14 protein-coding genes are annotated in these 18,708 nt (G+C 46.8%); 3 read left to right on the top strand and 11 right to left on the bottom strand.

The window, feature by feature from the left end:
• The first annotated feature begins 232 nt into the window (after positions 1-232).
• The gene (locus MKZ13_RS04495) at positions 233-1,462 is read left to right on the top strand and encodes a nitrate/nitrite transporter (protein WP_076213570.1); all 1,230 of its coding nucleotides are present in this window, start codon (positions 233-235) and stop codon (positions 1,460-1,462) included.
• A gap of 128 nt (positions 1,463-1,590) precedes the next feature.
• On the opposite strand, the gene fabF is transcribed toward MKZ13_RS04495, so the two are convergent.
• Positions 1,591-2,829, bottom strand: coding sequence for a beta-ketoacyl-ACP synthase II (gene fabF / locus MKZ13_RS04490; RefSeq protein WP_339182126.1), 1,239 nt, complete (start codon positions 2,827-2,829; stop codon positions 1,591-1,593).
• A gap of 138 nt (positions 2,830-2,967) precedes the next feature.
• On the opposite strand from fabF, the gene MKZ13_RS04485 reads away from it, so the two are divergent.
• Together MKZ13_RS04485 and MKZ13_RS04480 are read left to right on the top strand one after the other, a co-directional pair.
• Entirely contained in the window at positions 2,968-3,831 is an 864-nt protein-coding gene (locus MKZ13_RS04485; RefSeq protein ID WP_339185330.1) for a helix-turn-helix transcriptional regulator, read from the top strand.
• A gap of 151 nt (positions 3,832-3,982) precedes the next feature.
• Complete coding sequence (locus MKZ13_RS04480) at positions 3,983-4,657, top strand: response regulator transcription factor (protein ID WP_339182123.1); 675 nt, start codon at positions 3,983-3,985, stop codon at positions 4,655-4,657.
• A gap of 19 nt (positions 4,658-4,676) precedes the next feature.
• Here the strand turns inward: MKZ13_RS04480 and MKZ13_RS04475 are convergent, their stop codons facing one another.
• The 10 genes from MKZ13_RS04475 to MKZ13_RS04430 form a co-directional block, all read right to left on the bottom strand.
• Complete coding sequence (locus MKZ13_RS04475; RefSeq protein WP_339182121.1) at positions 4,677-7,910, bottom strand: response regulator; 3,234 nt, start codon at positions 7,908-7,910, stop codon at positions 4,677-4,679.
• A 178-nt stretch (positions 7,911-8,088) separates the two neighbouring features.
• Positions 8,089-8,394 (bottom strand): PAS domain-containing protein, encoded by a 306-nt coding sequence (locus tag MKZ13_RS04470; RefSeq protein WP_339182119.1) that lies wholly within the window; start codon positions 8,392-8,394, stop codon positions 8,089-8,091.
• 71 nt (positions 8,395-8,465) lie between these two features.
• Positions 8,466-10,463, bottom strand: a complete 1,998-nt coding sequence (locus MKZ13_RS04465; RefSeq protein WP_339182116.1) for a methyl-accepting chemotaxis protein — start codon at positions 10,461-10,463, stop codon at positions 8,466-8,468.
• A gap of 336 nt (positions 10,464-10,799) precedes the next feature.
• On the bottom strand, positions 10,800-11,657 hold the full coding sequence (locus MKZ13_RS04460; RefSeq protein WP_221819287.1) for a MetQ/NlpA family ABC transporter substrate-binding protein: 858 nt from the start codon (positions 11,655-11,657) through the stop codon (positions 10,800-10,802).
• A 46-nt stretch (positions 11,658-11,703) separates the two neighbouring features.
• The gene (locus MKZ13_RS04455; RefSeq protein WP_339182113.1) at positions 11,704-12,375 is read right to left on the bottom strand and encodes a methionine ABC transporter permease; all 672 of its coding nucleotides are present in this window, start codon (positions 12,373-12,375) and stop codon (positions 11,704-11,706) included.
• Positions 12,372-13,181, bottom strand: coding sequence for a methionine ABC transporter ATP-binding protein (locus MKZ13_RS04450; RefSeq protein WP_339182110.1), 810 nt, complete (start codon positions 13,179-13,181; stop codon positions 12,372-12,374). The genes MKZ13_RS04455 and MKZ13_RS04450 overlap by 4 nt, the downstream gene beginning before the upstream one ends.
• 131 nt (positions 13,182-13,312) lie before the next feature.
• Entirely contained in the window at positions 13,313-15,568 is a 2,256-nt protein-coding gene (locus MKZ13_RS04445) for a PQQ-binding-like beta-propeller repeat protein (RefSeq protein WP_339182107.1), read from the bottom strand.
• Between the two features lie 149 nt (positions 15,569-15,717).
• Complete coding sequence (locus tag MKZ13_RS04440) at positions 15,718-16,512, bottom strand: energy-coupling factor transporter transmembrane component T (protein ID WP_339182105.1); 795 nt, start codon at positions 16,510-16,512, stop codon at positions 15,718-15,720.
• On the bottom strand, positions 16,487-18,058 hold the full coding sequence (locus MKZ13_RS04435) for an ABC transporter ATP-binding protein (protein ID WP_339182102.1): 1,572 nt from the start codon (positions 18,056-18,058) through the stop codon (positions 16,487-16,489). Before MKZ13_RS04435 ends, MKZ13_RS04440 begins: the two co-directional genes overlap by 26 nt.
• Positions 18,059-18,652 carry an ECF transporter S component gene (locus MKZ13_RS04430; protein ID WP_339182099.1) on the bottom strand — a complete coding sequence of 198 codons (594 nt, stop codon included), beginning with the start codon at positions 18,650-18,652 and terminating at the stop codon, positions 18,059-18,061.
• Between the last annotated feature and the right edge of the window lie 56 nt (positions 18,653-18,708).

Raw genomic sequence — 18,708 nt, 5'->3', positions numbered from 1 at the left:
TTTAAAATTCCGTGTAATTTTTGTTGACATCTCTATTTTCTCTTGATTATAATTTGAATCAAAATCACAGTGCTGTGATCAACTCAGATGCGGGAACACAATGACGTGTACCGCCTGTCGGCAACGGGGCCGCAAATCGTTCATATCTGGACGAATTGCGGCCTTTTTCTGCCTTAACAAGCACATAGACAAATCACGAAGATCTCAATTGGATGAGGAGCGATGATGGATGATGGAGAGCAAAAGTTTTTGGAAAAGCGGGCATAAGCCCACCCTCTTCGGGGCGTTTATGTATTTTGACATCAGTTTTATGATATGGGGAATGTTGGGTCCACTCGCAGTTGTCATAGCATTGGACTATCCGATGACTCCGCTGGAAAAGGCCAATCTGGTCGCATTGCCTATCCTTGGTGGCTCCATCCTGCGGCTTGTGCTTGGCTTCATGTCTGATTATATAGGTCCGAAATTGACCGCACAGATTGGAATGCTCGTCACGCTGGTTCCTTTATTACTCGGCTGGTTATGGGTTGACTCCTTAAGCCAACTATACGTGGTAGCACTCTTGCTTGGTGTTGCAGGTGCCTCCTTTGCCGCTGCACTACCTCTGGCGGGTCAATGGTATGGCAAGGAGCATCAGGGTCTGGCCATGGGTATTGCCGGGGCAGGTAACAGTGGAACCGTACTCGCGACGTTGTTTGCCAATCGCTTGGCTACGCATTTTGGCAGCTGGGAAGTTGTGTTTGGACTTGCTATTATACCGATCGCTATCGTATTCATCCTCTTTTCTATCTTTGCCAAGAATAGCCCTAACCGGCCTGAACCCAAGAAATTGTCCCAATACGGAAGTCTGCTTAAACAAAAAGATGCTTGGGTATTCTGTGCCTTCTATTGTGTAACCTTTGGCGGCTTCGTTGGATTATGTAACTATCTCACCATCTTCTTCAACACCCAGTATGGACTCTCTCCTGTTCGTGCCGCTGACATTACCACCTTCTGTGTAATCGCAGGCAGTTTCTTCCGGCCTGTCGGGGGTTATCTGGCGGACAAAATTGGCGGAACCCGCATGCTAACTTTCCTGTACACAGGAGCCTGTATTATGCTAATTGGCGTATCCTTCATGCCACCTCTGCCTGTAGTGGTAGTCATGCTGTTCCTCGGTATGATGTGTCTGGGAGCCGGAAATGGCTCCGTGTTTCAACTGGTTCCGCAACGGTTCGGCAACGAGATTGGTCTGATGACAGGTATTGTAGGTGCCGCTGGCGGATTGGGCGGGTATGCACTGCCGCTGATTCTCGGTCAACTGTACAGCAGCTATCAATCCTATACACCAGGCTTTGTCATTCTTAGCCTGATTGCAGCAGCTTCCCTATTCCTGGTTCTCTTCATGCAATCCCGCTGGCGTGTAAGCTGGTTGAGCCGAGGCAACAAAGGCATGGCGGAATCGACATCCCTCTCTTCGTAAGGCGTACAACCACACGGTCGTTAACCAATGGTACGGTGTATGTGGATGATCCCGAAGTCGAAGTAACCAAAGAACAGCGTAGCCTGATGGGGCTGCGCTGTTCTTTCTACTTAAGCCTGTCTTTTTGCTTAAGATGAATACTTTTGAAGAACAATAACCGCATTATGACCGCCAAAACCAAAGGAATTAGACATCCCAATCCGCAACTCTGCTCTTCTTGCCTCGTTTGGTACATAATCCAAATCACATTCGGGGTCCCTCTGCTCCTGATTGATAGTTGGAGGAATGATACCATGCCGCAGGGTTTGAATAAGCGAGATCGCTTCCGCCCCGCCTGCTGCGCCAAGCATATGTCCCGTCATGGACTTATTCGCTGTGACCGGAATATCATAGGCACCTGTCCCGAAAAGTTGTTTGATCGCTCTCGTCTCGGACAGATCACCTGCCTCTGTACTGGTGGCATGAGCGTTAATCACATCAATGTCCTCAGGTCCAATCTTAGCCTCTTTAAGTGATGCTTTCATCGCCAGATATGCCCCCCGCCCTTCCGGGTGGGTAGCTACCATATGATACGCATCCGAACTGGCACCATATCCAATCACTTCGGCAAGAATGTTTGCTCCTCTTCCCAGTGCATGAGACAGTGATTCAACGATTAGAATTCCAGCACCCTCCGCCATGACAAAACCGTCTCTCCCCGCATCAAATGGACGGCTTGCTGTTTGGAACGCTTCATTTCGTGTAGACAACGCTGTCGCATTACCAAAGCTTGCCAGTGACACCTCTGTTACAGCAGCTTCTGTTCCTCCAGCAATAATAACATCGGCTCCGCCATGACGGATTAACCGGAATGCCTCTCCTATGGCTGTATTGCCAATGGAACAAGCCGTTACGGGCGACAATGTCGGTCCCCAACAACCAAACCTCATGCTGACCATAGCTGCCGCCATATTGGATATCATCATGGGTACCAGTGTTGGGCTGACTCGCGCAGGTCCCCGATCGGACAGGACCTTGCCTTGTTCCATCAATGTCTGGATGCCGCCTATGCCTGAACCAATATATACACCTACCCGTTCACGGTCCAGTTCATCCATCACAAGACCCGATTGTGATACAGCCTGATCCGCAGCAGCAACAGCAAATTGAACGAATCGATCCATGCGCCTTGCTTCCTTGCGTCCAAAACGCTCTTCACCATCAAAATCACGGACCACGCCAGCGATTCTGGTTTTGTACGAAGCTGTATCAAAATGTTCTATCGGTGATACACCTGATCTGCCCTCAATTAATCCATTCCAGAATGTATGTACATCATTTCCCAAAGGAGAAGTAACTCCCATTCCTGTAATCACGACTCGTTCCATGTCCATCCTCCTTCAGCGCTGTTGTCTACCTTAATCTTACGCTCTGCCACTAATAGTGCACTTTTGAATATCCTATTACAAGTTGTCAGTTATAATAGTATAATGACTACCATGATAACGAGGATTGAAGGTGATCGATTGAACTACGATGTCAGGTTACAGGCATTGTCCACTTTTCTGAAAACACAGCGTTCCAAAATTTCTCCCGAATCGGTCGGTTTACCCACTGGAAGTCGGAGAAGAACGCCTGGGCTGAGAAGAGAAGAGGTTTCCCAACTGGCAGGAGTGAGTACAACATGGTATACCTGGCTTGAGCAAGGTCGGGATATTCAGGTATCCCATTGTGTGTTGGATAACATTGCTTCGGCACTGAGGCTTACTGCAGATGAACGAAAATATCTGTTTTCGCTCGCTATGGACCATCACTCGGAGCTGCCCACGCCGGAAGAAGAACCGGTTCAGCTTCACCCTTCCTTGCAGAAAATTTTGCAGGAACTTCATCACTGCCCTACCGTGATCTCGGATCGGCGTTGTTACATTGTCGGCTGGAATGACGCCGCCCGCCATGTTTTTATGGACTTTGAACAGATTGCCCCCGAACAGCGGAATATGATCAGTCTGTTATTTGATCGCAAGGAATTTCGCAGGCTTGCGGTGAACTGGGAGGACTTTGTTAGCGGATTTCTGGCGATTTTCCGTGCCTATTATGGTCAGTATGTCGATGATGAGTGGTATAATTTATTTCTGGATGACATGATGAACAGACATCCTGATTTCCATACCCTTTGGAAACAAAGCAGCGTCAGTAGTGCTCCGGATGTCTTAATCGAATTCAGACATTCCAAAGCAGGCAAAATGTTGTTTGATCTGACTTCGTTGCAGGTTCAAGGCAGCTCCGATCTGCGTTGCAGTGTCTACACGCCGGCACCAGAGACCGCTACCGAGCGTAAACTGATGCGCCTGATCGAGCGTGAAGCAGATTCACATGTTGGCAAGCATTGACTCAGAATCTCTTAGGTCTTGCCCAATGATGTTAGAATTCTGACATCCTTTTGTTGCATATTTTAATTATCAGGGTATACACGATCAAGTATATTAAGCTAACCCATGGATCCTAGACCTTCTACACGAAGTCGATTCAGAAAGGAATATCATGACCAAAGTGCTTATCATTGAGGACGATAACATGTTAGGAGATACATTATCCCTGTATTTGCAAGGTGAGGGGTATGATGTTATCCGTGTCGCTAACGCAAGAGATGGTCTTCTACAACTTCAAGCGCGGCCTGATATCCTGCTACTTGACCTGTTGCTCCCTGATTCGGAAGGCAAGAATCCCTGTTCTCTCATGCGTCAGCATACAGCAATTCCCATCATCGTCATCTCTTCGTTAACCGAAGTCTCGGAGCGAATTCGATCATTAATAGATGGAGCTGATGATTATGTATGCAAGCCTTTCAGCATGCAGGAAGTGAAAGCACGTATTGAGGCTGTATTACGTCGTTACTCCATATTGAACAGCTCCATTGTCACTGTACAGAATTGCGGAATTTCTCTCGATTTGGCTCGGCGAGCCGTCCTGTTGAATAACCAGCGAGTGGAGATGACATTCTCCGAATTTGAGATCATGAAGCTATTTGTCCTCAATCCCGGCAAAGTCTACAGTCGTTATGCCTTGATTGAAGCCATTCGTGGTATTGATGCTTATATTAATGATCGCACCATCGATGTACACATTACCAAGCTTCGTAAAAAAATTGAAGAAAACCCGAAAAACCCCCAATATATTCAAACTATCTGGGGGGTCGGATATAAGTTCACACCTTAACACATCAGCTTCATTCATGTCACCAAGGCAGAGACCCGGTAATGATATCAATCTCTTTTTGTACCTTCTCCAAAACCGAACTCAGTTCCTCTTCATCGAATAACGAACGGGACAAAAGCGATTCCAGTTGAAGAATTAGACGTAACAGCTCCACTGCATGCAGATTGGCAGCCACGCCTCGGAGAGAATGAACGCTGCGGATCGCACCAGCAATCTGCTGCTGGCGAAGTTGAGTGGTCAGTTTGTTCTGAAACGAGTCATACTCCATCCTGAATTTCGTGAGCGCATATTGCAGAATATGTGGCTTGCCGTCCATCTGCCTGATCGCCTTATCTACATCAATTCCGCTAATCTTCCGCATACCTCTCAGATCAATCCATGTTGCCAATATGTCTGTCATCTGTTGTTCATGGATGGGTTTGGTCAGGATGGCATTCATCCCAGCCTCCATACATCTCTCATGATCTATTTGTAGGGCATTTGCTGTTAGTGCGATTATGGGCGTACGATCATACTCCCTCATCTTGCGAATATGTCGCGTTGCTTCCACTCCATTCATGTCAGGCATGTACAGATCCATTAGAATCAATTCCCATACTTGTTCGTCTAACTTTCTCAGAACCTCTGTGCCACTGGCTGCCAGCGTCACTTGGAACCCCTTATGTTCCAGCATCGCCCGAATCGCCAGTTGATTGATCTCATGATCCTCAGCTATCAGGATATGTCCTTTCTGATCAAGCGAATAGGGATCGTCGCCTTCAGCCAACTGACTTTTGGCCAGCGGACCTTCGCCCTGAAGTGCAAGAATGACTTCGAATAATCCCAGACGTGTAATCGGTTTGACCATCATGATATCAGGGTGCACGGATCTCTTCTCAATCCACAGCGCATTTTCGCTAAATGCCCGTGTGTACCCCAACACCTGAATTTTCGTTCGATCCAATCGCTTCATGAAGTTGTCCCATAACGAACCGTTGACTGTGTCTTCTATATCCATATCCAACATGATCAACATCGCTTCGGCTTCAGGAGTATACCCACCACTCTCCATCATATGGTTCAAGGAAGTATACTGGGTCGGATTCATCCCGAATGAATAGAGCAGCTGCTTCAGGTTTTCGCCCATCCGTTCATCATCTTCAATGATAACCACATCATTCGCACCATATAGGAGAGGGTGTGTATGCAGGGAGAAACTCTCTTCTTCTTCCGAATCTGCAAGTTCAAATATCAAGTCGAATGAAAATAGACTGTACTCTCCAAGCACGCTGTCCACCCGCAAGTCTCCTCCCAATGAGGTTACCAGCAGGTAACAGATGACCAGCCCAAGTCCTGAGCCACCATATGTTCGATAAGTGGAAGGCTCCGCTTGTGTAAAAGGGACAAAAATATGCTCCAGTTGTTCAGATGAAATTCCAATCCCCGTGTCTTCGATCTCAAAACGAACCTGAACTCGCTCGGCCTCCAATGAAATTACCTCTGCCTGCAAGATAACATATCCATGTTCTGTGAATTTAATCGCGTTACTGAGCAGATTTAATAACACCTGCTCAAGTCGAAAAGGATCACCAATTACCGTTAATGGCAGATCAGGGTCGGTCTTAAAGATGACTTCGATCTCCTTGTACCCGAGGGCCACACCGATCTGATCTGCCACACGCTTGAACACATCCTCTGGTGCAAAGGGTACTTTCTCCAAAATCAGTTTACCTGCCTCCATTTTCGAGAAATCAAGAATATCATTCACCAGAGTAAGCAGGGTTTGTGAGGACGCATTGATTTTACTCAAATAATCTAATTGTTGTGAGGTTAGATCTGTCCGTTGCAGCAACAACGAAAAGCTGATAATTCCGCTCAGTGGGGTACGAATCTCATGACTCATGAATGCGAGAAACTCACTCTTTGCCTGACTGGCTTTGTCCGCCTTGACACGTCGGTACTGATCCGAGATGTCATGAATAACTGCCTTGACTTTCTCGCACGAGTTAGGGGCCTTTACAGGGTATAGGTGAACCCGAACATGCTGTTCTTTTCCCTTCCCAACAATGAGACTCAATTCCGTATCCTGAGGTACATTGTGGTGTAAAACTTTTTGAAAAGATAACACCCAGTTCGCCGACTGCTCAATGAATATCAATTCTTCAAGCTCACGGCCCATGACTTCATGCCTATCGAGATCAAGAACATCCAGAAATTTCTGATTAACTGACACCACACATCTGTTGCCATCCAAACCGACAAACCAGTCTGTCGACACTCGTTCAAGTGTCCGGTAACGCTCCTCACTCTCTTGAACCCTTCGTTTAACTGCTCTGTGTTCTGTAATATCAAGTCCATACCCTATGACATACTTCACCATACCTTCTTCTCGCAGCGGACGAAGCTTCACCAGTGAATAGTAACCTCCATGCTCAATCTCGTAAAAGAAAGACTCCCCTTTCCATGCCCGGTCGAACTGCTTCCGCAGGAACTCTATCTTCTCCTGAGGTAAAATGTTCAACGTACCCAACGTGTAATCTTGCTTCAAACTACTCATATCTAGTCCCAGTTGAGAGAGCATCTGCCCTTCAAGCAGAAGATATTCAAATTTCCCATTCTGTTTATGGATTTTGAACGTGAACCCGGGCTGCATACGAAGCATTTCGAGCATCTCCTGATCCCTCTGAATGACCAATCTCCTATATCGATGATTTTGGTTCAGATAATACAGGAATAATATAACGGACAGTAGGCAGATACATTGAAAAAAGAGAATCTGCCCCATCATCAGCAGAGAAGGGGAATTTGTCTTTAGTACAGAAAACTCATACAAAGTAATCAGCAGCAACGCTCCGGACAACCACTTCTGCATAAATCCCCTGATATACTTAAAGATCAGACATATGGCTATAACAAATAACAACTCAGTCAACGCATACTGCCAGTTCTCCAACAAGGGATTACGCCCCATATTAATCCGAAACATCCACATGAATGCAAAAGTAACGAAAGCAGAGCCACTCCCACCAAAATAAGCAGCAAGCAGATACACAATGGCCCGGAAATTCAACAATGTACCATCTTCAAGCACAATAGAGAAATAATAGAGCGCCGTGCCCAACATGCTCAGCGTAACACCAATAATGATCCGAGTCGTGATGGATGTTGAACGGGTAGCATTTGTATGATTCAGATAGTGATGAATTAGGAAAAGAAAGCTCAAAATCAGCGTAAAATTCAGTACAAGATCGCGTAGCAAATGGTCACCATCCAAATTACGAATTCAGGAATTCATGCACTCAATGAATATTGCCGGATTCACGGCCGCAGTTCCCCAGTATTCAAATCATAGTATGCCGTGCTCCCTTATTCAATTGACGATATTGACCATTTTTTAGAAAATTACTGATCCTTTCAGCTAACATACTCTTATCGCTAGATGACGTTTTTTCTCATGAAAGTTCATCATTAAATATACTGATATAAAAGAGAGAGTCATCCAAATGTACCGATGTTATGGTGACCTGAGCTTCCCATACTTCCTGATCAGCCTTCATTAGTTTGGCTACGCCGGACCAGGTCTGGTTCCCTCTCCAGTGGGTATCCATCAGCAATCGGGCAGGCTGACCTATGGTGCTTTCCCGTGAGAATCCTGTTTTGGTTACATAAACGGAATTCACATCCAGAATCACACCCTCCTCATCTGTAATCATGACCGCATCCGTTAGCAGTAAGAAGGCTTTGAGTTCCAGTTGCATGGTTGTCCACTCCCTCTAATGAAACATGATGTGATGCTGTCCCTGTGTGATACTCTCTTCTACGATCCCTTTTAATACTTAAACTGTCTAATCAGGCGCTGTAGCTCTTCAGCCAGGGTAGACAAGCCCCGAGCCGAGGAAGAAATCTGCTCCATCGCTGCCAATTGCTCCTCTGAGGAAGCAGCCACTTCTTCGGAGGCCGCGGCGTTGCCTGAAGCAATACCTGCCAGTTCATTGGACACAGCAGATACTTCCTGTACACCTGCTGTGATCTCTTGCGACGTGGCAGCAATCTCTTCAATCTGAGGTGTCGTTTCCCGCATGCTATCCAGAATGCGTTCAAACTTCCGAATGGCCTCTGTCGAGATTTCCATACCCTCTCCAACCTCTGTGGTCACTTTCTCCATCATGCGAACGGAAGCAGCCATATCTTCCTGTACTGCTGTGGTTAGCACGGTAATTTCATTGACGGATTGCCCGGATTGCTCTGCCAACTTGCGTACCTCCGCTGCTACAACGGCGAATCCATTCCCATGCGTACCTGCACGAGCTGCTTCAATGGATGCATTCAGCGCGAGCAGATTGGTCTGCTTGGCTATATTTCCGATTAACTCCGTGATCGCTGAAATTTGGTGTGATCGTTCATATAACGCGTGAATCAATTGGTTTGTCTGTTCTACCGTCTCTTGAATTGATTGCATCTGACTCACCGTCTGTTTGACGGTGTTGCCGCCTTCTTCCGCTTGTACCGTTGTATGTTTCGCCAAATCAGCGACATGTATGGAACGTTCGGCGATTCGTGTTATCCCAATTGTTATTTCATTCATGGCCTGATGGTTGTGGTCAATACCTTCAGTCTGTTTCTCGGCACCACTCGCAATTTCCTGAATGGCTCGCGCGACCTGCTCACTGGCCGCACTGGTTGATTCCGCACTCTGAGTCATCTCATCCGATGAGACGACAACCTGGCTTGTACTGTTTTCCACATTTTCAATCAGCACACGCAGATTGTGCTGCATTTTGTCAAAGGCATCACTCAGTTCACCAATCTCATCATGGCTTGTGCTAGTAATCGTTTGGGTAAGATCCCCTTCACTCACCTGGATCGCCTGATCCTTCAACTGACGAATGGGTCTAATGATGGATCGCATCACAAGCCAGATAATCACAATACCAACAACGAGGCAGGAGACAATCACCATAATCATTCGTTTTAGAATCGGTGCTGCCGCATCGTCTACCTCAGAAGAGAACATGGTGCCAGCGACCTTCCATCCCGTGGATGCATTCGTGGCGTAATACATCACTTTATCCGTTTGATCAACGGTATAGTTGAAGTTGCCCGATTCATTCGCATACACCGGTTTCCAAAAATCCTCTGTTGCATCTGTTCCGGGTTCTACCGTGGGATGGTAGATATACTTTTCGCTGGCATCCAACAGGATCAGATATCCCTGTTCTCCCACGTTAATTCCACTCACCAAGGTACTGATATTCGACAGATTCAGATCCAGCTGAACTACACCAGATTGGTCATTCAATGCCTTGGCGATGGTGATGGTGATTTCGTTTGTCTCGGCAGAAATATAAGGGTCTGTAACAATGACCTGCTCTGGAGTACTCATCGCTTCTGTGTACCATGGTCTTGTTCGCGGATCGTAATCTTCAGGCATTTCCGCATCGGAGGACATCAGGTAGACACCGGCTTCTGTTCCCACTCCTATGGTGATGATGTCTTTGTTCTGTGCAGCGTACCCCTTCAATTCGTTCACAACCCGAACCTCTGCATCTTCTTGACGTAATTCCTCTGCGAGTGCATTCGCATAATATTCAATGTGGTCGCGCTTGGCATTAATCGAAAGATCGATGGTCGCACTGGCAAGGTTCACGTTTTCCATTGCACTATGTAGAATTTGCTTCTCAACTTCATTCTTCGCACTGTTATAAGACAAAACTCCAATACTGAACGATGGAATGGCCAAGAAAGCAATAAAGGACACCACCAGTTTCGTTTTAAAGTTATTAAGGATCTTGTTGAACCAATTCGATTTGCTATTTTTGGGGGACAAATTTCTCTACCTCTTCCAGAATTAATTTAGTTTTACTTGGTCTAGCTCTCTTAGATACAGAGCCCTCCTTCCTCAAGATATTAAAAATTAGGTCCTGTCTCTCGAAAAAGACAATTTTCGCACTAGAAATATTACTTAAATCTCTTAATTTATAATCCTAAAGAACTACTTTCAAACAAATTATACGAAAAAACTATTAAATAAAGTAACCCAGCGATATGACCAAATTGTTAAATTTTTAAATACTTGTTACAGTAACCTGCCGAATTCCATAAAAAAAGATCCAAGCGTTATCGCTCAGATCTAAAGGTTATTTACATTGGACCAACGTATTCTCTATTTAAATGCCGGGATCGCGATATCTGCATATTTCTCTTCGAAGAAGGCTTTGACCTCTGGACCCGCCATGCGTTTAGCCAGCTTCTGGATCGCTTCGGAGTCCTTATTATCCTCACGAGCAACCATGGTGATGGCAAAATGGGAATCATCCTTCTCGGTTAACAGCGCATCCTTCTTCGGTGTAAGACCGAGCGGACTCGCATATGCCGGTGTCATGGCTACCAGATCAGCATCATCCATCATACGAGCCAGCATCAACAAGTCCACTTCCTCAAACTTGAAGTTCTTTGTATTCTCGGTGATATCTGCCTGTGTGGCGTTAAAACCTACGCCTTCTTTCAGCTTAATCAACCCGTTCTGCTCCAGCATCACAAGAGAGCGACCAATGTTGGAAGGATCGTTTGCAATTGCAATCGTTGCACCTTCTGGCAATTCCTCAATCGTTTTGTACTTTTTGGAGTAGCCGCCATAGATGGCATTATAAATAGGCTGTACAGCCACCAGATTGGCATTGTTCGCTTCATTATACTGGGTCATGTAAGGCACGTGTTGGAAGAAGTTTGCATCCACTTCCTTATTCGCGAGTGCCGTATTTGGTTGAACGTTATCCGACAACACAACAACTTCCAGATTGACGCCATCTTCCTTCAATAGTGGTTTAACAATATCCAGTACATCTGTCATCGGTGGAATCAACGTGGCTACTTTCAGCGTAACTTCTTGCGCAGCTTGTGTATCTTCTTTTGTTCCTTCAGCCGCAGGTGTTTCTTCTTTTTTGCCACAAGCAGCTACAACCAGCATTACTGCAAGCAACATAAGCATCATTTTTGCTTTCATTTCATGTCTACCCCTCATCGTATAATCTGTATTGGTTATTCGTAATAATGCACGGTCCAACCGTTCAGGATCTGCGATCCAGCCAGTGGGACAGTCTGCTACCTGTGAATTGGATCATCTGTACCAGGATAATCATAATGATGATCGTAAATACCATAATCTCCGTTTCGAAGCGCTGATAACCGTAGCGAATGGCAAAATCGCCAACCCCGCCGCCACCTACAATACCCATCACCGTCGAGTAGGAGATGAAGCTAATCGTAGCTGTCGTGAGTCCCAGTACAAGACCAGATCGTGCCTCCACGTACAAGAATTTCAACACAAGTTGCATCGTCGATGCCCCCATGGAAGCAGCAGCTTCAACCACTCCCCGCGGTACATCCAGCAACGCTTGTTCCACCAGTCTGGCGTAGTAGGCAATGGCAATAACCGAGAGTGGCACGGTTGCCGCCAGCGTACCTATGGACGTTCCCACGACAATCCGTGTGAATGGAATCATGAATACAACGAGCAATAAGAACGGAAACGAACGAACGATGTTGACGATACTACCGAGTACAAAGGACAGCGTTTGATTCTGATACCGTTGTCCTCTCCGGAATAAATACAGCAGTGTACCCAAAGGTAACCCGATCAGAACAGCTGCCGCAATGGACATGCCCACCATGACAAAAGTCTCTCCGATCGCCTGCCATATCTCATGCTGATATTTCAGCACAGACTCAGGTAACCTCATGACTTGTCCTCCTGTTCTGCCTGACGGAAGAAAGACGAACCTGTCATCCCGTATTCGTCACCCGCAAGCAAGGAGGTCAGCAGATCAGGCTGCGGAGCAGGGATACTGCTCACTTCCGCTTTAGACAACGTACGAACGAGTCGCCCATCCTTCATGACGGATATCCTGTGACATAGTCTGCGAGCCACTTCCATCTCATGCGTTACTACAACAATGGTCACGCCCAGCGTTTCATTGATATGTCGCAGCACATCCAGGATACCGTTCGTGGTCTGTGGATCAAGCGAAGAGGTCGGTTCATCACAGAGTAGCACATCCGGACGACTAGCCAGCGCTCGTGCAATCGCCACACGCTGCTTCTGTCCTCCGCTAAGCTGAGCAGGATATTGATCTTCCTTGTCTTCCAGTCCAACAAATCGCAGTACCTCCAGTCCACGTTCAACTCGCTGGGCACGAGATATACCCGCCAGTTCCAATGGCATGCAGACATTGCCACTCACCGTTCGGTTACTGACCAGATTGAAGTGTTGAAAGATCATGCCAATGGATCTTCGTGCCTGACGCAGACTCTGTTCATTCATCTGGGTCAGGTGCTGCCCATTCACAACAACCTCACCATCATCCGGCTTTTCCAATCCGTTGAGCATCCGCAGAAGCGTGGATTTGCCTGCACCACTCGATCCGATGATGCCATGTATTTCTCCTTGTCCCACTTCGAGGGACACCGAGCTTAATGCTTCGAATCCCTGATCTGTACGGGAACCGCGCTCGTTATAACGTTTGCTTACACCATATAATGAGATCATGGAGAGTCCTCCCGTGAATGATCATGCATGGTTCTTCAAGAACACATGAAGAAAGCCCGCACAGCCGATAACCGGAGCGCGAGCAAGCCTGTCCATTTATAATAAATCAACATCCCTTACGAGACAAGCTTTTAAGGTGAGATTGCCTCCTGAAGGCGGCTGGCTTCATATACACGAAAACGTCCGTTGGACGAACCCACATACACTTCATTACCGATCCGGTTGATCGTTCCATTCTTCGCATCCCGGTCCCGGTGCTCCGGGTTTCCTATCACAACGTCATGTACACGACCTAGCAGTGCTCCATTCTTTTTGTTAATTACGAGCAAATTCTCGTCCATGGGCAGCAGCAACTGATCATCAATGACCAGATAACTTCCCTGATTCGTCGGATGCCTTAATGTTGCAATCGTATCTTTGGTATCCCAGCTTGTCTCCCCCGTTTTATAATCCAAAGCCGCCGGGTAGCCGTTCTTAATCACATACAACTGATCCTCTTCCACCAGTCCTCGTTCAATCTTGCCCTTTAGCGTCCAGCGTGTTTTACCTGTCTTGGCATCGTACAAGGTGGTTTTAAAATCTTCATTTTCTCCGTAATGATCGCCGTTTTGGTTCTCACGGATCAACAGCATGCCATCATTCAGTACCTCAAATCTCTGTCCTGCCCGAGCAGGAAATTGTGCAAGCTTCTTTCCTGTGTTCAGATCAAGGAGCAGCCACTGATTATCCAGTGATATCCATCTTTTAGCATTCATGGTTGCAAAGGGGTCACGACGTTCGATTCCATCAAAATATGGATCATTCCCAAGTTGTTCTATGGTGGTTCGTTTTCCCTTTAAGCTCCATACGGTCCGGCCTGATTGCGGATCGGCTGCAATCAGCTTATTCTTTTCCCAAAACAACACATAGGGGTCATCTGCACTCTTGTTCAATAATTCATAACCCGTAGCCAGTTTTCGCGTCCACAATGTTTTTCCGTTTGCATTGTTGAGAACCGTTAACCAACTGTTGCTTGAGCTCTCAACAACCGGGTTATCCACAACCACAACGTTCTTCGCAACGGTGATGCCATTTAGTCTAAAATTTTGCTTAGGGGTGTACGTCCAGGTAACCTCTCCATTCTTCAAGTTCAGATGACGAATACGATCCACGTATTTTTTCTTGTCAGGGTCATAATCGGTGTAGATTGTAACGTATTGTCGTGCTGTATCCACCTCTGCCTGCTGTCTTCCAAAGCCTCCATTGATCCCCCATAATTTCTGACCCGAATGTCGGTCAAGAGCATATATGGAACCTTCGTAGTAATCCCCGCTAAATCCACCGTCATCCCCTTTCATCAGGAGTACATCATCCGTGGCTGCTTGTAAAAAAGTGTAGTTAATATCCCCCTGGTTGGTCCATACCGGTTTCCAGGGGATTGTTGTCGGCAGCGTTGTGCCATAGATTTTTGTTGTGAACCCATATTCATCCGTCCGACTGATGTTCCAATCAGAAACGGCAGCATTTCGATTATCCTGTGCTAAATTCCATCGTGTTCTGACCAGTCTGCCATTCTTGTTGAATGTGACCAATAATTGCCCATCTGCCCGCTCATATCTCCAGGTCTGTCCAATACTCATTGAATCACCCGTGTAATTTAGATTGCTTGAACTCTCCTTCCAATCCGGCTCGCCTAACCACCCAGCCACTTGTTTGGAGGTGGTTGCCTTGTCCAGCTTAATATCTGTCAGATGGCGTATAACCAAAGTTGGCAGCGATGCATCCTGTTGGAACCAACCATCCGCCACATTCATCCTCTGTTCTATAGCCTGTGCCTTGATCCAGAAGAGTCCTGGCCGATACGTGAAGGATTCTTTATTCCAGACTCGTGGGGCAATGGAGACCCCATACCATCCTTTCCACTTTGCAACAATAACAGCCTTATCTGTTAGCGCTTTCTCAAAAGACCAGGTTGTAGAACTATCCGGAGCCAGATACAGCTTACTGCCTGATTGGAGCGTGAAGCTTTGGGGAGCTGTTTCCGTCATGCTTCTGCTCTCCTTCAGTGCATACCAACTTGGCAGCCAAAAGTCTCCATGATCGGTTGACTTAAGCTGCACCCACTCGCCTCGAACCGAGGCCAACGTATACTTTTCGTTTTTTGTTGTATAGTATTCAATCCCCAGCTGGTCAGCAGCCACACTGCCATCCCTCCTGTTTTTGAACAGAGGAATGTCATTCATAAGTGTAACGGGTTCTCCTTGTTTGTAGGCCAACTGTGTTGATAAGACTTGAGAACTTGCACCCAAGGCTTGTGGCGTTGTAGCCAACGCTTGTCCTCCAAGCACGACCATTTTGGAATCCAGCAGCATCCATCCCGTCAACAGCACAGCTGATAATCCAGTCATGGTAATCCATTTGTACCCCGTTCTCTGCCAGTCAGGACCCCTCTTCACTCTCGTTCATCCCCATCCATTAGAAGTTATTTCCAATAGAGACGCAGCTATAAGGAAAAAGTTACCGTTTACCTCAATATATTTCTATCTATCTCCCAATATTACCTCACATCCACCATCGTAGCATGATAAGGAAAGGTGACCCCAATGTAATAAGCCGCTGTTAAGGTGAGCATATAATAAAATACAAACCACAGATCAGCTCGCGAATAGCCAATCTGAATGTAATACGTCCGGCTTGCGCCATCCGTGAATCCCTTCGCTTCCATCGCTACCGCCATTCGCTGTGCACGGCGAATACTCTGTGCCAGCAGCGGAATAGCGTAACGCTTAAGTGTACCATACACATTCCAGCGAGAGCCACGTTGCCGTGTTCCACGAATACGAATGGCGTAACGGAGTGTCTGGAATTCATCCAGCAAAATGGGGATCATGCGCATCGCGGCCAGAAAGCTATAAGCATATTTTGCAGGAAGCCGCCACTGCTGCATCAGTGAATAAAACAGCCTTACCGGCTTCGTTGTCAGTCCGAACAGCAAGCCAGCCGCTGCCATGCTCAACGAGCGAAAACCCAAGTGTAGACCGCGATAGAAACTCTCCTCGGTTATGTGAATCAATCCCCACTTATACCATGTGGTCTCTCCCTTACCAAACATCATCATACCTGTGGACGTGGAGATAAACACCAGAATGAATGGTGATGCGTACAGCATCAATCTATACCACGGATGACCTGTCCAGCACAGTAACAGCATCATCGCCACCGCAACGTTGGCCATTACATTCAGATTGTGAATGAGGATAACGATGACAAACATCATCGTCAGAATGATCATCTTTAATCCCGGGTTGACGTTATGAAGCCAGGTTTCACGGTGAGGAAACGACAGTTGCATCAGTTAACCTCCCCTCATCTACCGTCCAGATTCGGGTGCAATATCTTTTTACAATTTCATGATCATGGGTAACCATAACAATAGCTGTTCCTTCACGCCGCAATTGCTCCAGTTGTGTTAACATGGCGAACGTATTACGGGCATCCTGTCCAAAAGTAGGTTCATCCAACAGCAGTATTCGCTGCTCTCTCACCAGTGCAGAGGCAACGCTCAAGCGTCGTTTCTGCCCCATCGATAATTGGTAGGGATGACGCTCGGAGAGGTCGATTAGTCCAAATTGATTCAACATATGATCAGTCCTGGCAAGTCTTTCTTCCGTTGTAAGCCTGCCCCCCAGCAATGAGAATTCTACTTCTTCCGCGACGGTGTTGGTCACAAATTGAAACTCCGGGTTCTGAAATACAAACGCGATTCGATCTGCAAGCTGCTCCGTTTTGCCAGAAGGCTGACCGTCCACCTCATAATGACCTGTTGTTTTCAGGATATTCATCAGAGATAACAACAATGAACTCTTGCCAGCTCCATTAGCTCCGACAATACCAATCCAATCCCCATGCCATACTTTGGCCTGTTCTACCTGAATGAAGGGTCTTTTCCCACGCCATCCGGTGAACTGCTGCAAGTCCAGTGCAGGCTGATAGGCGGGTGATACAGGCGATAAGGATGAGACGTGAGATATGGGGGATATACCCGGTGTATCGGATAAGCCAGACGATTGCTGTGTTTCCACACTTGAGATGCCGTGATCCACACGCACTTGAAGCTCTCCAGAAGCACTTCCCTCTTCTTGCTTAGCTGCCTGCTCGTGCTCATCCCACACACCCGGATACCAGATTCCATAAGCCTTCAGCTTGCCCCGTTCATCCGTAAATACCTGCTGTGCTGGCCCATCCGCCACAATCTTTCCTTCAGGTGATAACACAATGATGCGGTCGACCATATCTACAATCTTGTTTATTTTGTGTTCAACGATGATGATCGTTTTGTCACTGGCTATCCTTCTGACGGTATCCCACACCTGGGAAGTCCCCTCATCATCCAGCAGTGCAGTGGGTTCATCCAAAAACAATACCTCCGGGTCCATGGCAAGCATTGAAGCAATCGCAAGACGCTGCTTCATCCCCTGAGACATGGACTGGATCAATACACGATTCTGTTCAAAGGATAACCCCACTTGTTTCAGAACATATTCAATCAGAGCAGGCATCTCTTCACGCGAAATATTTCGGTTTTCCAGAACAAATGCGATCTCTTCATCCGTAAAGGACATACAGAACTGGGTATCCGGATCTTGAAAGACCACTCCTGCTTTGGCAGGAACCTGAATATCATCACATTTCATCGGAATCTCTACCGAACGTGGAATTAAACCGCTCAAAATTTGCAATAACGTCGATTTACCGGAGCCACTCGGGCCAAGCAACAGCACTTTCTCTCCTTGACGCACAGAAAGAGACAAGCCTTGAAATACCAAGGCTTTCTCTCCCGGGAACTTGCATCTTAGATTAGTCACACTTACCGCTTGCGAATTCCCTTCCCCGTTCATCTAATCCAGCGCCTCATAATCCTGTTTCGATACCGGTCTGAGTGAACGTGTTACACCGGTCAGTTCCAATGCTTTGGCGAGATAATAAGCGAACACTCCTGCAATCAAGATGCTTCCGATGAAGCGGAATCCGATAAATAACGTATAATTCCAGGCCGAGAGTGAATCAATATACCCGTATTGGTAATCCAGCAAAAGCGAAGCCGCTGCGGCTCCTATGGCTGCAAGACAGGTGACAAACAGATTGGTTTTGCGATACAAAAATGCTGCGAAGAATATCTCGGCTCCCAATCCTTGCAACAGACCGTATACAAGTGTGGACATGCCCCATTCACTGCCCAGAAAGGCACTTACCGTTGAAGCCGCAACTTCAGCAAGAATAGCCACGCCTGGTTTACGAATGATGACAAAAGCAAACGTGCCCGCCATAAACCACATGCCATAGATCATCTGCTCCGCATGAACGCCAAATGGTTTCATCAAGTCATATGTAGGTCCCCATATCTTGTAAATCACCCCAAACACTACTGCGATCACGATGGTTACCAGAATATCCGTTAGTTTCAATCGCTTGTTGCCTGCTGTTGTTCCCATGTTCTCTACGTCCTTCCTTTGTTCCCTGTGGGGTTTATCATAATAAACGAAAAAGC

The sequence above is a fragment of the Paenibacillus sp. FSL R5-0701 genome (genome assembly GCF_037973995.1).
Classification (GTDB): Bacteria; Bacillota; Bacilli; order Paenibacillales; family Paenibacillaceae; genus Paenibacillus.
This window is presented reverse-complemented; position numbering and strand designations above follow the sequence as displayed.

Bases quoted from the DNA above. Each gene is read 5' to 3' on its own strand.
- MKZ13_RS04495 (WP_076213570.1), top strand. From the start codon at position 233: ATGGAGAGCAAAAGTTTTTGGAAAAGCGGGCATAAGCCCACCCTCTTC.
- fabF (WP_339182126.1), bottom strand. From the start codon at position 2,829: ATGGAACGAGTCGTGATTACAGGAATGGGAGTTACTTCTCCTTTGGGA.
- MKZ13_RS04480 (WP_339182123.1), top strand. From the start codon at position 3,983: ATGACCAAAGTGCTTATCATTGAGGACGATAACATGTTAGGAGATACA.
- MKZ13_RS04470 (WP_339182119.1), bottom strand. From the start codon at position 8,394: ATGCAACTGGAACTCAAAGCCTTCTTACTGCTAACGGATGCGGTCATG.
- MKZ13_RS04460 (WP_221819287.1), bottom strand. From the start codon at position 11,657: ATGAGGGGTAGACATGAAATGAAAGCAAAAATGATGCTTATGTTGCTT.
- MKZ13_RS04455 (WP_339182113.1), bottom strand. From the start codon at position 12,375: ATGAGGTTACCTGAGTCTGTGCTGAAATATCAGCATGAGATATGGCAG.
- MKZ13_RS04450 (WP_339182110.1), bottom strand. From the start codon at position 13,181: ATGATCTCATTATATGGTGTAAGCAAACGTTATAACGAGCGCGGTTCC.
- MKZ13_RS04445 (WP_339182107.1), bottom strand. From the start codon at position 15,568: ATGACTGGATTATCAGCTGTGCTGTTGACGGGATGGATGCTGCTGGAT.
- MKZ13_RS04440 (WP_339182105.1), bottom strand. From the start codon at position 16,512: ATGCAACTGTCGTTTCCTCACCGTGAAACCTGGCTTCATAACGTCAAC.
- MKZ13_RS04435 (WP_339182102.1), bottom strand. From the start codon at position 18,058: ATGAACGGGGAAGGGAATTCGCAAGCGGTAAGTGTGACTAATCTAAGA.
- MKZ13_RS04430 (WP_339182099.1), bottom strand. From the start codon at position 18,652: ATGGGAACAACAGCAGGCAACAAGCGATTGAAACTAACGGATATTCTG.